Genomic DNA, 14715 nt, shown 5'->3' with positions numbered 1-14715 from the left:
GATGGCGGCGCGGCGTTGCGAGTTCCGCTTCTACGGGGAGCTGAACGACTTCCTGCCCCCGCGGCTGCGGCGGTCCGGCATCGCGCTCGAGTTCGACGGCGCCCCGTCGGTCAAGGATCGGATCGAGTCGCTGGGCGTCCCGCACACCGAGGTCGACCTGATCGTCGTGGACGGTGAGCCGGTGACCTTCGATCATCGGCTCGCGGGCGACGAACGCGTCGCGGTGTACCCGACCTTCCAGTCCCTCGACCTCGGCGACATCCGACGGTTGCGCCCCCGGCTCCCGGAGACCCGGTTCGTCCTGGACGTGCACCTGGGCCGGCTGGCGCGCTACCTGCGGCTGCTCGGGTTCGACAGTTCCTACGACGACGCCCGGTCCGACGACGATCTGCTCCGGTTGTCCCGCAACGAGAATCGCGTCCTTCTCACCCGTGACGTGGGTCTGCTCGAGCGCGCCGCGCTGGTCCACGGCGGGTACGTACACGAGACGGACCCGCGCCGTCAGTTGCGCGAGGTCCTCGATCGGTTCCGGCTACAGGAGCGCATCGACCCGCTCACCCGCTGCGCCCGCTGCAACGGTCTCATCGGCCCGGCGACGCCGGCCGCGGTCCGCGGCCGGGTGCCGGGCGGGGTGTGGCGTGAACAGCATCGCTTCAGCCGGTGCCACGACTGCGGGCAGGTGTACTGGCCCGGCGGCCATGTCGACCGCCTGCGGGCACGGTTGGCGGAGTTCGGGATCTGGTTCTGAAGTCCCGGACCGCTCCTTCGGGTCTGCGGCGAAAGCGGTTGCGGAGCGCCATGCAGCCTGTATCGTCGCCCCCTGACGACCGACCGAACCGGACGTGGGCAGGCCCGAGAGTCTGCGTGACCGGCGGTCCGTCGAGCGTGACCGGACCCGACCGCTGACCCGGAAAGACTTAGGTGCATGCAGAAATCGAGATTCGCCGTCGTTGCTGCCACGGTGGCCGCACTGCCGCTCCTCACGACCGTTCCGGCGCACGCTGCGTCGCTGGACATTCCCGGACTCATCGGTGAAGGCGTCGACAACTTGGAGTACACCGTGGCGTCGGGTGTGGGCGACACCGTCTCGTCCCTGGGCCGGTTCGCCGAGGCGCACGCGTATCTCGCCGGCGACCCGAGCACCCGGTACGTCGTCGTACTCGGAGCGCGGCTCGACCCGGGCGGCACGCGGCCGGCCGTCCTCGATGCGCGGCTGGACACCGCCGCAGCGATCGCACGCATCCATCCGGCGAACAAGGTGATCGTCTCGGGCGGTCCCACCCAGCCGCTGCCGTTCAGCGAAGCTCAGTCGATGTTGGTGGGGCTCGTGCTGCGTGGGGTCAACCCGGCGAACATCATTCTCGAGAACGCGTCGTACTCGACGGTCGAGAACGCCCGCAACACCACCGGAATCTTGGCGTCGGCGGGTGCGCAGGGTGCTGTCCTGGTCACGTCCGCCTCCCACATCGACCGGGCGCTCGCCACGTTCCAGGCGGCGTCGGGGCAGTTCCGGTACGTGCCGGTCGCCGCGCCGGGCTGACGATCAGCGCGCGAACAGTGCCCGCACGAAGGCCGACGCGTCGGGCAACGACGCGCGCATCGTCTGAATGTGGTCGGTGGGATACGTCCGGAGCGTGACGGGTTGCCGCTGGGCGGTCAGTTCGGTGGCCAGCTTCGCCGCCAGCGGCGCCGGGACCATCTCGTCCGTGAGGCCCTGGCCCAGCAGCATCGGTCGTTCGTAACCGGTCGTCGGGACCTCGAGCATCTCGCGGAGGGCCCCGGTGAGGGCGGGGCTGTCGAGCGGGCGGGCGACGAGGTCACCGATCGAGACGTCCTGCAGACGCGGCGCCATCTGTTCGTAGCAATCCGTTTCGGCGGCGTCGAGGGCCGCGCGGCCGACGTCGGTGAGGTGGCTGTCGATATCGAGATCCGGACGCGCCGCGCGGAGGCCGGCCAGGATGTAGGACACGAAGACGGTGCTCCCGGTCAACGGCAACTGCGGAAATTCGGGGCGCACCAGGCCCACCAGGTTCTCCAGATTCGACGGCGCCCCGGTCGCGACGCCGCCACGGAAGTCGAGTTCGGGCGCGTACCGCGGCGCGTGTGCGGCCGTGAGCATCGCGGCGTGTCCGCCCTGCGACTGGCCCAGCACCGCCCACGCGTTCGACAGCTCGGGCGCCGCGGCGCGGCCGGCCCGGACCATGTCGATCACGCTGTGCGCTGCGGTCTTTCCGTCGAGGTACGGGTGCACACCCGGCGTGCCGAGGCCGACGTAGTCGGTCGCGACGATCGCGTAGCCCTGTGACAGCCAGGACGCGAGGTAGGGGAGGCCGACGGTGCCGGTGACGGTGGGTGCGCAGCGGTCCGCCAGTCCCACGGTGCCGTGGGCCCAGGAGATGACCGGCCAACCGCCCGGTGGCGGCTGCCCCGGCGGCGTGAACACGGCGCCGGTGCTCAGCGCGGGAAGACCGAGGGGTCCGGTGGTCCGGTAGGTCACGGCGACTCCGGAGGCGGCCCCGGGAATCCAGAACACCGGGTCCAGGTCCGATGTCGCGACGAGCGTCCCGGGGACTCTGGGACTCTCCGGGGCGGCGTCCGCGATTGCGGACGCGCCGCCCACTGCCACCACGAGCGCGAGCACCATCTGACTCAGGCGTCGTCCGAGCATGTGCGCCACCCCCACCGGTCCGCGCTGTCGGCTTCCCAGTGTGCGCCGGTCGGGACGCGGGGGTGGGGGATTCGACGAAGAAGGGGACCGGCGTGCTCGGTCGCCTCACGGCGAAATGCGCAACGCAGCTCCAGCCGGACGGAACTCTGCGAAGGCGGTGTGTTGAGCCCGGGGGACACGGAGCACGCCGATCCAGACTGCACAACGCCGGTTTGCTGCGCAGTATTCCGCCCCGTGCGACGTGATGTCCGTCATGGTGAGAATTCTCGTCCGAACGGGCGATGAGCGGCGAAACGGGCCGGAGCTCGGGTGTCGAGTCGCACTCTCCGGCAACGGCATACGATCGACACGTTCTACCGTCGATCGTGGGGGATGCGCTACATGGGGCTGGGTGAGTACAGCGGGGAGTACACCGGCGAGATGGTCGCGCCGCCGACCTGGCTGGTCGTGCTCGCGGCGATCCCGATCCTGCTGACGTTGCTGTTACTGGTCGGCTTCGCGTGGAAGGAATGGCGCGATCACCGGCGGATGCGGTCCTCGCCCGTGCATGCGGCCGCGTGGGCGATGGATCCCGACGAGCTCGACCGGGCCATCCGCGCGCTGGGTGCCCGCGAACGGGCTCTGCTGGACGCCGGGGATGTCGATGCCGCGGACGCCGTGGCCGCGGACATGCTCATCTGTGTCGCGGTGTCCGAACGGCGGGACGGCGCGGGCTGAGCGCGGCGATCGGCGTCGAGGCCGGGTGGCCCTCCGGTGACCGTGTGGTTGGCTGGTGTCCGTGATCGCCGGTCACTTCGCGGTCGAATCGACCCGGCACTGGCCGGCACGCAGTGAGCGGTGCTGGCGAGTCCGGTTCGCGGTGTGCTCGGCCGGCGGCGTCTTCCTCGTGGTGGCCGGGTTCTGGATGTGGGCGCTGGCGGAGACGGGCGGCCCGGGATCGTTCGCGATGGGCGGCGTTGCCGTCGGATTCGCCGCGGTGACCCTCGGGTGCACGTTCTTGCTCGCGCCGCGGTCGGTGCCCCGTCCACTGGTCGACGCCGACGACCGGCGGCGGTGACCGGCTCAGCGGCCGGGGCGGACGGCCTCGGCCAGCCGGGCGCGTACGCCGTCGATGAACAGAGCGAGGCCGAAGTCGAAGCGCACCTGCGGGTCACCGTCGAGCAGATCGTCGTCGGAGCCGACGTCGACGCCGGTCTCGGTGTCCGGGGACGCGGGCGTGCGGGTCAGTGCGCCCATCGCCTCCATCTGTGCCCGTGACTGCTCGTCCACGGTGTGGCCCAGGACGAAGTACAGCAGCGTGTAGGCGGCCAGTTCGGCGTACGGACGGGGGAGCCCGGCGCGGACTCCGGCGCCCACGAAACTTTCGCGGGCCAGGTTCGACGCCATCCGTGAGGCGTAGGTCGCCGCGACGAGTTCGGCACCGTCGCGGTGCGCCAGGAGCGCGCTGCGGATGCGGTGCGCGAGTTCGGCGATGCCGTCGTCCCACCGATCGGAGGAGACGGGGGCGTCCACCCCCTCGAGGATCCGGTCCGCCATCGCGCCCAGCAGCGTCTGCTTGTTCGGAAAATGCCAGTACAGGGCCCCGGGTTGGACACCGAGCGAGGTCGCGAGGCGACGCATCGTCAGATCGGCGAGCCCGTACTCGTCGAGGATCGCCATCGCGCCGTCGAGGACGTCGCCGCGTCGTAACTGCACTGCCCCACTCCTGCCGATTCGATCCCCGCGGCGGGGACGGCGTGTACTTCCGGCCACCGTCACCCGCTCCGCTGTGCCTTTGACACTAATCGACCGTCGCTCTAACGTGAACGCCGTTCAACTTGTACGGCGTTCAAGTTCGCCACCGACGGTAGCCGTCGAATCCGTCCGGTCCCGGTCCCGGGACTGTTCGCACCCGAGGAGTTCGCAGTGACCAGTGCCCCCGACGTCGTCGATCTCGACATTCTCGCGACCGCCCGCGAACAGGTGCTCGAGCGCGGGGAGGCGCTGACCCAGGAGCAGGTACTCGCGGTACTGCGCCTGGGTGACGACCGGCTCGAGGAACTGCTGGCACTGGCCCACGACGTGCGCATGAAGTGGTGCGGTCCCGAGGTCGAGGTCGAGGGCATCATCAGCCTCAAGACCGGCGGCTGCCCGGAGGACTGCCACTTCTGTTCGCAGTCCGGCCTGTTCCAGTCGCCGGTCCGCGGCGCCTGGCTCGACATCCCGAGCCTCGTCGAGGCCGCCAAGCAGACCGCGAAGACGGGGGCCACCGAGTTCTGCATCGTCGCCGCGGTCCGCGGGCCCGACGAGAAGCTGCTGGCGCAGGTCGCCGCCGGAATCGAGGCCATCCGCAACGAGGTCGACATTCAGATCGCCTGCTCCCTCGGCATGCTCACGCAGCAGCAGGTGGACCAGCTCGCCGCCATGGGCGTGCACCGCTACAACCACAACCTCGAGACCGCGGAGTCGTACTTCCCGAACGTCGTCACCACTCATACGTGGGAAGAGCGGTGGGAGACGCTGCGCATGGTCCGCGCGGCCGGTATGGAGGTGTGCTGCGGCGGCATCCTCGGCATGGGGGAGACCGTCGAGCAGCGCGCCGAGTTCGCCGCGAACCTGGCCGCGCTCGAGCCCGACGAGGTGCCGCTCAACTTCCTCAATCCGCGCCCGGGCACGCCGTTCGGTGATCTCGAGGTCCTGCCCGCCAGTGAGGCACTCAAGGCCGTCGCCGCTTTCCGGTTGGCGCTGCCGCGCACAATCCTCCGGTTCGCGGGCGGAAGGGAGATCACCCTCGGCGATCTCGGTGCCAAGCAGGGCATCCTCGGTGGCGTCAACGCCGTCATCGTCGGCAACTACCTGACCACCCTGGGACGCCCCGCCGAGAGCGACCTGGATCTGCTGGTGGATCTCGAGATGCCCATCAAGGCCCTCAATGCGACCCTCTGACGGGGTGGACGACCCGGCGGCCGAGCGGTACAACCCGTTCACCGGCCGCCGAATCGTCGCCGGGGTCGACGACGTCGTGCCGGCGGCGGCCCGGTTGGGTCTCGAGCCGCCGCGGTTCTGCGAGCAGTGCGGACGCCGGATGCTCGTTCAGGTGAGCCCGGACGGCTGGTGGGCGAAGTGCTCGCGCCACGGTGTCCTCGATTCGACCCTTCTCGGCCGCAGGTAACGTCCGGGGTGTGACGACACACCGCCGCCCCCGAACCCGTGCCACCCTCGGGATCGTGGGGGTGCTCACGGTGCTCGGCGGTCTGGCCGGTGTCGTGTGGGCGTTCCTGGCTCCGGCCGTGCGGCTGCTCGTCGTCGCCGAGGACCGGGGTGTCGTGTTGACCGGCGAGAGTCTGCACCGTTTCGATGCGGTGGCCATCTTCGTCGGGATCGGCGTGGTGCTGGGTGTGCTGTCGGCGGTCGTCGTGTGGGGGATGCGTCGGGTTCGCGGACCGGGCGCGGTCGCTGCCCTCGTGATCGGATCGGGGCTGGGAGCGGGCGTGGCGGCGCTGGCGGGCCTCGGTGTCGCGCATCTTCGCTTCCCGCGGGCCGCGGGGCCCGCGGTCGGCACGATCGTCGCGGACGCGCCGGTGCTGTCCACGCCGATGGTCCTCGTGGCGCAACCGCTCGCGGCCGCGCTCGTCTATCTGCTGCTGGCAGCGCTGAGCCCGTACGACGACCTGGTGGGTGAGCACGACGACGTGCCCGTCGCGGGGGCGGACGGCGCAGTGGCCGACGGGCGCGCCTGACGCGCTCTCACGGCAGCGCCGCGTAAACCCGGGGAACACTCTTCGCCGTCCGCTCGGTGAACGTCGTGAACGGGGTGGCGTCGATGTTCCGGGTGGCGCCGCGGTCCGCGCGTCTCCAGGTGCCGACGACGCGCCCGTTGTCGACGACGGTCGGTTTGAACATGCCGTTGTTCCCCGGGTGGAGAAGACACTCGAACTCGGCGGCGACCGCCGCGGTCCGGTCACGATAGCCCAGGATGAACTCGTCGAATCCCGGCAGCAGGAAGACCCCGCGCGCCGATCGCTGGTGCTGCTCGAGAAGCGCGGGCACGGCGGGGTCGAGGAAGTAGTCGCGCCCACCCACGGACAGATGCTCGAGGTCCGGCGCGGCCGCCTCCAGCGCGGTACGCGCCTGGCGGACAGGCAGTTTGGTCCACCACACGAAATCGTCGAGGGTGGCCGGTCCGTGGCTGCGGAAATACCGGAGGGCCCATTCGGCGAGGGCGGCGTCGATGTCCAGCACTCGCGGGCGTTCGATCCACTGGTCGATCCGCACCACCCGCTGCCGGCCCTCGCGCACCGGACCGAGGCACACCACCCCGGTCAGGGCGAGTGTCCACAACAGGTGCGGACCACGCTGCTGCCCGGTTTCGATGCCGGCTTCCTCCCACGCCCGCATCAGTTCCGGGCGGTCGAGGGCGGTCCCGTCGAGGGCGGCGAGCGCCACCTCGCGTGCGTGCGTGACGGCGGCGTCGTCGATGCCGAGACCGCGGTGCCGAGCCGCCGCACTCGAGACCGTGCGCGCGCCGGACAGTGCCAGCATCCACGGCAGATCCTCCGCCGCGACGAAGTGCAGCGTGCCCCGCATCGGCCACGACCGCACCACCGCGCCGGAGTTCAGCGCGTCCAGAATCGATGCCCGCCCGTCGGGGCCGGACCGGAGCGCCACCGAAGTGAGTGCGCCCGGGAAGTCCTGGGCCTGGGCCGCGGTCAGCCAGCGCACGGTGTCGACGGCGGACGGTGACGGCGGGCCCGCCACGCGTTGCGCGACGAGCCTCAGCCGGGCCAGCTCACGAACCGTCGTCATGCCGCCAAACTAGCGGCGCCCCCCGACATTCGGGGACTCGACGCACCGTCGAGCCGCGTCAGGCGCCCTCACGCACGGCTCACGCCATGAGGACTGTGTTCATCGTGTAGTCCTTCGTCGGGCCGGACACGGTCCACTGCACCGTCCAGCGCGGGACCGTGCCGCTGGACGCATCCTGCTCGACGTCGATCCGGCCCAGGTAGACGTCTGCGCCGCACGGATGCTCGACCTGCTCGCCCGTCGTCCACGGGTGGAAGAAGCGGCCGTCCTCGAAGGTGACGATCCACCGTCCGTCGCGTCGCACCACCCACAGGGTGCGGTACACCGGGAGTTCTTTGCCGTCCGTGCGGAGGACGCCGCTCTCGTGCCACCGGATCTTCGCGTCGGCCTCGGCGGTCAGTTCGATGTGGCCGGACACCGTGCTGCGGGTGCTCGTGAGCCGGTCGTCGATGGTCCGCGAGAACGTCCATCGGCCGGTCAGGGACAACGGGTCGGCAACAGCTCGGTCGGTCACGCGATCGATGGTAGAGCGCGGCGTCGTCCGTCCGGGACGGGCATCGCGTCGCCGCCCCGCCTCGGGCGGATCAACCGGGTGGTCGCAGCGCCGCGAACTCGTCGGTGACGCGAAGCCGGGAATCGGCGAAGCGGTAGAGGGCGGCGGGACGGCCGCCGGTACGTCCCGAGCGGGCGGTGTCACCGGTGGCCGTGATGACTCCCCGACGGGTGAGGACTCGCTGCAGATTCGTCGTGTCGACCTGGTAACCGAGTGCGGCGCAGTAGATTTCACGCAGCGTCGACATCGTGAACGCGTCCGGGGCGAGGGCGAACGCGATGTTCGTGTACGAGAGCTTGGCGGCCAGCCGAGCGCGCGCGTGTTCGACGACGGTGCCGTGGTCGAACGACATCGCCGGCAACGCGGAGACCGGATGCCAGGCGGTGTCCGGCGGGAGCTGGGGGTCGGCGGGCAGCGGGACGAGACCGAGGTAGGTCGAGGCGATCCGCCGATCACCGGGGACGCGATGCGGGTCGCTGAACACCGACAGCTGTTCGAGATGGGCCACCTCGCGGACGTCCACCTTCTCGGCGAGCTGCCGGCGGGCCGAGGTCTCGAGGTTCTCGTCGTCCCCGAGGGTTCCGCCGGGCAGGGACCACGTGCCCTTCTGGGGATCGAGTGCGCGCTGCCACAGCAGCACCATCAGCTCGTCGGCGCGGCACCCGGTCCGCCCGTGATGGCCGTCACCTGCGGCGATGGTCTGCGCGGTGGACCGAACCTGGAACACCGCGGTGAGCACTTCGTGGACGGTGCTACTATGGGGCATGTTTTCGATCGTAAGTCGAAAACCTCGTTTTCGGAAACTCGGGCCAGCCCGCCCGGGTTCAGTGACGGAGCCGTCCAAGGGGGCTTCGAAGAAGGAGTGGCCATGACATCGACGATTCCGCCGCTGTGGGCCGACGGCACGAAGCAGATCGTGGACGGTCCCGGCGGATACACCGGTGTCGAGGCCGGGCCCGCGTGGGCGGCCGAGGTGCGCCGGCTGGCGACCGAGCGCAACGCCACGATCCTGGCGCACAACTACCAGCTGCCCGAGATCCAGGACGTGGCCGACCATGTCGGGGATTCGCTGGCGCTGTCGCGGATCGCGGCCGAGGCACCCGAGGACACCATCGTGTTCTGCGGCGTCCACTTCATGGCCGAGACCGCGAAGATCCTCAGCCCCGAGAAGACCGTGCTGATTCCGGACGAGCGCGCCGGATGCTCGCTCGCCGACTCGATCACGGCGGACCAGCTGCGGGAGTGGAAGGCCGAACACCCGGACGCGCTGGTGGTTTCGTACGTCAACACCACCGCCGAGGTGAAGGGCCTGACCGACATCTGCTGCACGTCGTCCAACGCGGTCGACGTCGTCGCGTCGATCGACCCCGACCGTGAGGTGCTGTTCCTGCCGGACCAGTTCCTGGGCGCCCACGTCAAGCGAGTGACCGGCCGCGAGAACATGCACATCTGGGCCGGTGAGTGCCACGTACACGCCGGGATCAACGGGGACGAGCTCACCGCCAAGTCGAAGAGCCACCCCGACGCGGAGCTGTTCGTGCACCCGGAGTGCGGCTGCGCCACCTCCGCGCTGTACCTCGCGGGGGAGGGCTTCGTGCCCGAGGACAAGGTCAAGATCCTCTCGACGGGCGGCATGCTCGACGCGGCGCGCGAGACCGGCGCGAAGCAGGTTCTCGTCGCCACCGAGGTCGGCATGCTCCACCAGCTCCGCAAGGCCGCCCCGGGCGTCGACTTCCAGGCGGTCAACGACCGCGCGGCGTGCCCGTACATGAAGATGATCACGCCCGCCGCGCTGCTGCGCTGCCTCGTCGAGGGTAAGGACGAGGTCCACGTCGCCCCCGACGTCGCCGAGCGGGCTCGCAAGTCCGTGCAGCGCATGATCGAGATCGGGAACCCCGGCGGCGGGGAGTAATGGTCGCCGGTCCCGGGGGTGACGGCGTCGTGTGGGAGGCGCGGGCAGATCTGGTCGTCGTCGGGGGAGGCGTGGCCGGGTTGACCGCTGCGCGCACCGCCGCCGAGCGGGGTCTGCGGGTGCTGGTGGTGAGCAAGGGCGGACCCACCGACACCGCCACCCAGTACGCGCAGGGCGGCATCGCGGTGGTGGGGGACCCGCGAACCGACTCGGTCGATTCGCACACCGGCGACACCTGTGTCGCGGGAGCGGGACTGTGCGACGAGGCCGCGGTGCGGTCGATCGTCTCCGCGGGCCGTGAGGCGCTCACCGCGCTCACCGCGCTGGGTGCGGTGTTCGACGTCGGGACCGACGGGGCCGTGGCCCGCACGCGCGAGGGCGGGCACAGCACCCGCCGCATCGTGCACGCCGGCGGCGACGCCACCGGTGCGGAGGTGCAGCGGGCCCTGAACGCGGCCGGCATGCCGGTGCTGTTCGGTGCGGCGGCCGCCCGGGTCACGACCGATCGGCGCGGGGTCACCGGACTGATGGTGCTCTCCGACCGGGGGCTCGGAGTCGTCCACGCGCCCGCGGTGGCGTTGGCGACCGGCGGCCTCGGCCAGCTCTACTCGTGCAGCACCAACCCGGAGGGCGCCACCGGTGACGGCATCGCGCTGGCACTCGAGGCGGGTGCGGCCGTGGCCGACCTCGAGTTCGTCCAGTTCCACCCCACCGTGCTGTACGCGCCCGGCGGGGTCGGGCGGCGCCCGCTCATCAGCGAGGCCGTGCGCGGCGAGGGCGCCCGCCTGGTGGACGCCGACGGGCGGTCGGTGACCGACGGCGTGCACCCGCAGGGCGATCTGGCCCCGCGGGACGTGGTCTCCCGGGCCATCGCCCGGCGGCTGCGGGAGAGCGGAGCGGACCACGTCTACCTCGACGCCCGGCACCTGCCCGGCTTCGCGAACCGGTTCCCCACGGTCACCGCGGCGTGCCTGGCCGCGGGCATCGACCCCACCGCGCAGCTCGTCCCGGTCGCCCCGGCGGCGCACTACTCGTGCGGAGGGATCGTCACCGACGTGCACGGGCGCACGGGCGTCCCGGGTCTGTACGCGGTCGGCGAGGTGGCGCGCACGGGGCTGCACGGCGCCAACCGGCTCGCCTCGAACAGCTTGCTCGAGGGGCTCGTCGTGGGCACGCGGGTGGGCCACGCGGCCGCCGAGCGCGTGGACGTGGCCGTGGAGGCGACCGACCTGCTGCTGCCCTTCCGCCGCAGGGCGCCCCGAGAACGCGTCCAGGAACTCCTGACCTCCCATGCCTCCGTCGTGCGCGAGGGCGAGGGGCTGGCCGGTGTCGGCGCCGAACTCCTCGGCAGCCCGATCGCGGTGGCCGGCACCGATCGCGCGCTCGAGGACACCGCGCTGACGGTGGCGGCGTCGGCGCTGGTGCTGGCGGCCTCGGCCAGGCGGGAGAGCCGCGGCTGCCACACACGGGCCGATCACCCGGACGCGGCGGAGGAGTTCCGGCGTCCTCTGCCGGTGCGGATCGGGCGCGACGGCGAACTGGAAGTAACGGAAGTACAAGCGCTGCAATCGATGGGAGCACAGTGAGTAGTACGCAGGACCGGCTCGATCCGCAGGAGACGCTCGCGCTGGTGCGCACCGCCCTCGACGAGGACCTCCGGTACGGCCCCGACATCACGTCGGTCGCGACGGTGCCGGAGGGCGCGGTGGCGAAGGCGGCGGTGGTGACGCGGTCGGCGGGGACCGTGGCCGGCATCGATGTGGGACTGACGGTGCTCGACGAGGTCATCGGCGCCGGGAACTACCAGGTGCTGGACCGGGTCGCGGACGGCACCCGCGTGCAGCCGGGTGACGCGGTGCTCACCGTGGACGCGCCGACCCGGGGGTTGCTGACCGCCGAGCGCACGATGCTCAACCTGATGTGCCACCTGTCCGGCATCGCCACCGCGACCTCCGGGTGGGTCGACGCCGTGGCCGGCACGAACTGCCGGATTCGTGACAGCCGCAAGACCCTTCCGGGGCTGCGTGGACTGCAGAAGTACGCCGTGCGGGTCGGCGGCGGGGTGAACCATCGGATGGGGCTCGGCGACGCGGCCCTGATCAAGGACAACCATGTCGCCGCGGCGGGTTCGGTGGTGGCGGCGCTGCGAGCGGTCCGCGCGGCCGCGCCGGACGTCGAGTGTGAGGTGGAGGTCGACACCCTCACCCAGCTCGACGAGGTGCTGGCCGAGGGCGTCGAGCTGGTGTTGCTCGACAACTTTCCGCTGTGGCAGACGCAGATTGCGGTCCAGCGGCGGGACACCGTCTCCCCGGAGACCAAGCTCGAGTCCTCGGGCGGCCTCACGCTCGACGTGGCCGCCGACTACGCGGCGACCGGTGTCGACTTCCTCGCGGTGGGCGCGCTGACCCATTCGGTGACGGTGCTGGACCTGGGTCTCGACATGTGAGCCGGCCGTTCCCGCGGGCCGCCGCGGGAACGGCTCACCGGCCGGGCGGATTCTCGCCGTCCGGGTCCGCGGCGAGTTCGCCGTGCTGGATGTCCGTGACGATCCAGTTCGCGGACTGTCGCAGTTCCTCGAAGGCGGCGTCGAACGCGTCGATCAGCCATGCACTACTGGCGGCGGCCAGGGGGCGTGGATCCGTTGCGCCGTCCTGGTGGATGCCGACGGTCCAGGTGCCGGACGCGTCGGGATCGGCGGACAGCCCGCCCGGGGTGTTCGCGGCCAGTGCGAACCGGCTGAACTCCAGTTCCACCCGAATCGCATAGCGCCCGTCGAGGTTGACCACCGTGGTGGGGCGGTGGGTCGCGGTGGCCAGGGCTTCCAGCGCGTCTGCGTACCGCGCCGCATACTTCTTCCGCTCGGGCATGACGCAACCCTACGCACACTTCGTCCGCTCGGGCTGGCCGAACAAGCAATTGGTCGACGGTCGGTGGCGTGCGGGGGCGGTGGCGGTTCGTCACCCCGCCGCGGCGTAGCTCTCCGTCGCCTGCCGCCGTAGCTGGTCCAGCGCCTGGCGGAGCAGGCGCGAGACGTGCATCTGGGACAGTCCGACGCGGTCGGCGATCTCCGACTGGGACAGCTGGTGGAAGTAGCGCAGCCACAGCAGAGTACGCTGGCGCTCGTCCAACGTGGCCATGAGACGACGCAACTGGTGGCGGTGCTCGACGCGGGACAGATCGGAGTCGCTCGCGCCGAGCGTCTGCATCCGCGAATCGGTGCCGTCCGGCAGTGTCGCATCGAGGGACTCGCACGAGTACAGCTCGCCGACACGCTCGGCCTCGGCCGCTTCCTCCACCGACATCCCCAGCGAGGCCGCCACCTCGTCGATGCCGACCCGGCGCCCCAACTCCGTTGCGAGAGTGTCCGTCCGGTTGCGCACCGCGAGGTGGTTCTCCTGCAGGCGACGAGGGACGTGCGTGGCCCACGTGAAGTCGCGGAAGTACTTGCGGATCTCGCCGCTGATCGAAGTGACGGCGTACGGGACGAAATCGGTGCCGCGGGCTGCGTCGAAGCGTCGTGCCGCACCCACGAGCGCCAGCGCGGCCACCTGCTCCAGTTCGGCGAGTGGCACCCCCCGGTTCCGGTAGCGAGCGGCCACCCGCCGGGCCATCGGAAGCGCGCAGACACAGAGCCGGTCGATCAGGCGTTCGCGTTCCTCGTGGTCGAGATCGGCTCTTTCGAGCGCGGCGCGCAGATCATGCACACAGTCGCGCACCTTCTCGTCGCACAGTTCACGTGAGTCCTCGTGGGCGCTGAGGGTAGAGAGCATCGCACATCCTGTTCTCAGTGAGCGGAAAGTGGGCGGGCCGTGACCATCGGTCGGGGGTGTCGCCGGACTGGCTGCCCGGCCGGCGCGGGTGGATTCGACGGACCGTTCATCGACGTATTCATCCGTGAGCCCTCCCGGAGGCGACCCGCCGGCGCCGAAATCACGGACCGACGGGAGAGGATTGATCGGTCGGCTGTAAGACAAAATCTATACCGTCAGCGAGAGATTTGCAGTGCGACGCGACGGCCGGCGTCGGGGAGCGGGGCCTCGGGTGCCCGCGCGCGGAAATCCTGAGCGCCGATCCCACGAGTGGAACGTTTGACCTGGACGTTGGTCCTGCTCGCGCCGGGGCCGTGGGTCCTGTGAGGGCGTCCTGCCAGGTAGGACGCCGAAACGTGGGTCCCCGGGGAAGCTTCGGGTGCGGTCCCTGGTGGAGGCACCGGTCGCCGCGAAATCGGTTCCAGAGAAAAGTTGTCTCCGTAGGTATAGATTCTCTCTGTGTGGGAATCCTTCCATCGGAATGTTCGGGAAGGGAGTGTCGATGTCTCAGCGAGTGATCACCGACGAGGTTCTTTCGCCTCGGCGGCCGGGCCCGGCCGCAGGCCTGCGAGCCTCGGCGGCAGTCGCGGGGGCATGGGCGCTCCTCTTCGCTTTTCTGGCGGCGCTCCCGGGATTGGTGGCGGTCGGAGTCGGCTTCGCCCTCGTCGACGTCCTGACCGTCTCGTCCGTCACCGGAGGGTGTCTGTTCGCGGCAGTGCTGATGCTCGGTGGGTTCCCCCGGGGTCAGTAGTACGACCAGGCTCCCTCGACGCCACGACCGCTCGACTCGGTGCAGTGAAAGGTGAAGAAACGTGAGAAGTTCGACCAGCAGTGAGTTCGGGGCCGATCGGCACCAGCCGTTGGACGGCATCGAGATCGTGCGCTACCCGGACCCCAGCCCACTCGACGGATGGTGGGCGAAGGTCGTGGCGCAGCGTCCCCCGGCCCGCTGACCTTCTGCGGCTCGGGCCGCCCCGAACGCGTTCGG

The 14715-nt window shown here is 70.7% G+C and carries 19 protein-coding genes; 12 read left to right on the top strand and 7 right to left on the bottom strand.

Annotated features, from left to right (window positions below):
* The first annotated feature begins 1 nt into the window (after position 1).
* Together E7742_RS09440 and E7742_RS09435 are read left to right on the top strand one after the other, a co-directional pair.
* Positions 2-748: a Mut7-C RNAse domain-containing protein gene (locus tag E7742_RS09440; protein ID WP_137798720.1), complete on the top strand. Its 747-nt coding sequence runs from the start codon at positions 2-4 to the stop codon at positions 746-748.
* A gap of 177 nt (positions 749-925) precedes the next feature.
* Positions 926-1540: a YdcF family protein gene (locus tag E7742_RS09435; protein WP_137798719.1), complete on the top strand. Its 615-nt coding sequence runs from the start codon at positions 926-928 to the stop codon at positions 1538-1540.
* 3 nt (positions 1541-1543) lie between these two features.
* Here the strand turns inward: E7742_RS09435 and E7742_RS09430 are convergent, their stop codons facing one another.
* Positions 1544-2668 (bottom strand): lipase family protein, encoded by a 1125-nt coding sequence (locus tag E7742_RS09430; RefSeq protein WP_137798718.1) that lies wholly within the window; start codon positions 2666-2668, stop codon positions 1544-1546.
* 381 nt (positions 2669-3049) lie between these two features.
* On the opposite strand from E7742_RS09430, the gene E7742_RS09425 reads away from it, so the two are divergent.
* Both E7742_RS09425 and E7742_RS09420 read left to right on the top strand, forming a co-directional pair.
* The gene (locus tag E7742_RS09425) at positions 3050-3385 is read left to right on the top strand and encodes a hypothetical protein (protein ID WP_254699215.1); all 336 of its coding nucleotides are present in this window, start codon (positions 3050-3052) and stop codon (positions 3383-3385) included.
* A gap of 61 nt (positions 3386-3446) precedes the next feature.
* Complete coding sequence (locus E7742_RS09420) at positions 3447-3725, top strand: hypothetical protein (protein WP_137798717.1); 279 nt, start codon at positions 3447-3449, stop codon at positions 3723-3725.
* 5 nt (positions 3726-3730) lie between these two features.
* Here the strand turns inward: E7742_RS09420 and E7742_RS09415 are convergent, their stop codons facing one another.
* The gene (locus E7742_RS09415; protein ID WP_137798716.1) at positions 3731-4363 is read right to left on the bottom strand and encodes a TetR/AcrR family transcriptional regulator C-terminal domain-containing protein; all 633 of its coding nucleotides are present in this window, start codon (positions 4361-4363) and stop codon (positions 3731-3733) included.
* 210 nt (positions 4364-4573) lie between these two features.
* Here E7742_RS09415 and bioB point away from each other — a divergent pair, with 210 nt between their 5' ends.
* The 3 genes from bioB to E7742_RS09400 are packed head-to-tail and all read left to right on the top strand — an operon-like array spanning position 4574 to position 6387.
* Positions 4574-5593 (top strand): biotin synthase BioB, encoded by a 1020-nt coding sequence (bioB, locus tag E7742_RS09410; RefSeq protein WP_137798715.1) that lies wholly within the window; start codon positions 4574-4576, stop codon positions 5591-5593.
* Complete coding sequence (bsaP, locus tag E7742_RS09405; RefSeq protein ID WP_137798714.1) at positions 5580-5819, top strand: biotin synthase auxiliary protein BsaP; 240 nt, start codon at positions 5580-5582, stop codon at positions 5817-5819. The genes bioB and bsaP overlap by 14 nt, the downstream gene beginning before the upstream one ends.
* 10 nt (positions 5820-5829) lie before the next feature.
* Complete coding sequence (locus E7742_RS09400; protein ID WP_254699214.1) at positions 5830-6387, top strand: DUF2567 domain-containing protein; 558 nt, start codon at positions 5830-5832, stop codon at positions 6385-6387.
* 7 nt (positions 6388-6394) lie between these two features.
* Here E7742_RS09400 and E7742_RS09395 read toward each other — a convergent pair whose 3' ends face one another.
* The 3 genes from E7742_RS09395 to E7742_RS09385 form a co-directional block, all read right to left on the bottom strand.
* On the bottom strand, positions 6395-7453 hold the full coding sequence (locus tag E7742_RS09395) for a winged helix DNA-binding domain-containing protein (protein WP_137798713.1): 1059 nt from the start codon (positions 7451-7453) through the stop codon (positions 6395-6397).
* Between the two features lie 79 nt (positions 7454-7532).
* Positions 7533-7967, bottom strand: coding sequence for a DUF6314 family protein (locus E7742_RS09390; RefSeq protein ID WP_137798712.1), 435 nt, complete (start codon positions 7965-7967; stop codon positions 7533-7535).
* 70 nt (positions 7968-8037) lie between these two features.
* Entirely contained in the window at positions 8038-8772 is a 735-nt protein-coding gene (locus E7742_RS09385; protein WP_137798711.1) for an NUDIX hydrolase, read from the bottom strand.
* Between the two features lie 102 nt (positions 8773-8874).
* On the opposite strand from E7742_RS09385, the gene nadA reads away from it, so the two are divergent.
* Genes nadA through nadC form a run of 3 tightly spaced genes read left to right on the top strand, consistent with a single transcriptional unit; the run spans position 8875 to position 12364 of the window.
* Entirely contained in the window at positions 8875-9918 is a 1044-nt protein-coding gene (nadA, locus tag E7742_RS09380) for a quinolinate synthase NadA (RefSeq protein ID WP_137798710.1), read from the top strand.
* Entirely contained in the window at positions 9918-11504 is a 1587-nt protein-coding gene (locus E7742_RS09375) for an L-aspartate oxidase (RefSeq protein ID WP_137798709.1), read from the top strand. The genes nadA and E7742_RS09375 overlap by 1 nt, the downstream gene beginning before the upstream one ends.
* Positions 11501-12364 carry a carboxylating nicotinate-nucleotide diphosphorylase gene (gene nadC / locus E7742_RS09370; RefSeq protein WP_137798708.1) on the top strand — a complete coding sequence of 288 codons (864 nt, stop codon included), beginning with the start codon at positions 11501-11503 and terminating at the stop codon, positions 12362-12364. The genes E7742_RS09375 and nadC overlap by 4 nt, the downstream gene beginning before the upstream one ends.
* 34 nt (positions 12365-12398) lie before the next feature.
* On the opposite strand, the gene E7742_RS09365 is transcribed toward nadC, so the two are convergent.
* Together E7742_RS09365 and E7742_RS09360 are read right to left on the bottom strand one after the other, a co-directional pair.
* Positions 12399-12785 carry a hypothetical protein gene (locus E7742_RS09365; RefSeq protein ID WP_137798707.1) on the bottom strand — a complete coding sequence of 129 codons (387 nt, stop codon included), beginning with the start codon at positions 12783-12785 and terminating at the stop codon, positions 12399-12401.
* A 90-nt stretch (positions 12786-12875) separates the two neighbouring features.
* A complete protein-coding gene (locus E7742_RS09360; RefSeq protein WP_137798706.1) occupies positions 12876-13688 on the bottom strand; it encodes a sigma-70 family RNA polymerase sigma factor in 813 nt (270 codons plus the stop codon).
* Positions 13689-14229: 541 nt separating this feature from the next.
* Between E7742_RS09360 and E7742_RS09355 the strand changes: the two genes are divergently transcribed.
* On the top strand, positions 14230-14478 hold the full coding sequence (locus E7742_RS09355; RefSeq protein ID WP_137798705.1) for a hypothetical protein: 249 nt from the start codon (positions 14230-14232) through the stop codon (positions 14476-14478).
* Between the two features lie 61 nt (positions 14479-14539).
* Positions 14540-14680: a hypothetical protein gene (locus E7742_RS23200; protein WP_175420451.1), complete on the top strand. Its 141-nt coding sequence runs from the start codon at positions 14540-14542 to the stop codon at positions 14678-14680.
* Positions 14681-14715: the final 35 nt, after the last annotated feature.

Source organism: Rhodococcus sp. SGAir0479, from assembly GCF_005484805.1.
Taxonomy (GTDB): Bacteria; Actinomycetota; Actinomycetes; order Mycobacteriales; family Mycobacteriaceae; genus Prescottella.
Note: the sequence above shows the minus strand (reverse complement) of the source record. Positions and strands in the feature narration are given on the sequence as shown.

Excerpts from the sequence above, each read along its gene's own strand:
- bsaP (WP_137798714.1), top strand. The coding sequence starts at position 5,580 with ATGCGACCCTCTGACGGGGTGGACGACCCGGCGGCCGAGCGGTACAAC.
- E7742_RS09435 (WP_137798719.1), top strand. The coding sequence starts at position 926 with ATGCAGAAATCGAGATTCGCCGTCGTTGCTGCCACGGTGGCCGCACTG.
- E7742_RS09360 (WP_137798706.1), bottom strand. The coding sequence starts at position 13,688 with ATGCTCTCTACCCTCAGCGCCCACGAGGACTCACGTGAACTGTGCGAC.
- E7742_RS09385 (WP_137798711.1), bottom strand. The coding sequence starts at position 8,772 with ATGCCCCATAGTAGCACCGTCCACGAAGTGCTCACCGCGGTGTTCCAG.
- nadA (WP_137798710.1), top strand. The coding sequence starts at position 8,875 with ATGACATCGACGATTCCGCCGCTGTGGGCCGACGGCACGAAGCAGATC.
- E7742_RS09375 (WP_137798709.1), top strand. The coding sequence starts at position 9,918 with ATGGTCGCCGGTCCCGGGGGTGACGGCGTCGTGTGGGAGGCGCGGGCA.
- E7742_RS09440 (WP_137798720.1), top strand. The coding sequence starts at position 2 with ATGGCGGCGCGGCGTTGCGAGTTCCGCTTCTACGGGGAGCTGAACGAC.
- E7742_RS09425 (WP_254699215.1), top strand. The coding sequence starts at position 3,050 with ATGGGGCTGGGTGAGTACAGCGGGGAGTACACCGGCGAGATGGTCGCG.
- E7742_RS09395 (WP_137798713.1), bottom strand. The coding sequence starts at position 7,453 with ATGACGACGGTTCGTGAGCTGGCCCGGCTGAGGCTCGTCGCGCAACGC.
- E7742_RS09365 (WP_137798707.1), bottom strand. The coding sequence starts at position 12,785 with ATGCCCGAGCGGAAGAAGTATGCGGCGCGGTACGCAGACGCGCTGGAA.
- E7742_RS09355 (WP_137798705.1), top strand. The coding sequence starts at position 14,230 with ATGTCTCAGCGAGTGATCACCGACGAGGTTCTTTCGCCTCGGCGGCCG.
- E7742_RS09430 (WP_137798718.1), bottom strand. The coding sequence starts at position 2,668 with ATGCTCGGACGACGCCTGAGTCAGATGGTGCTCGCGCTCGTGGTGGCA.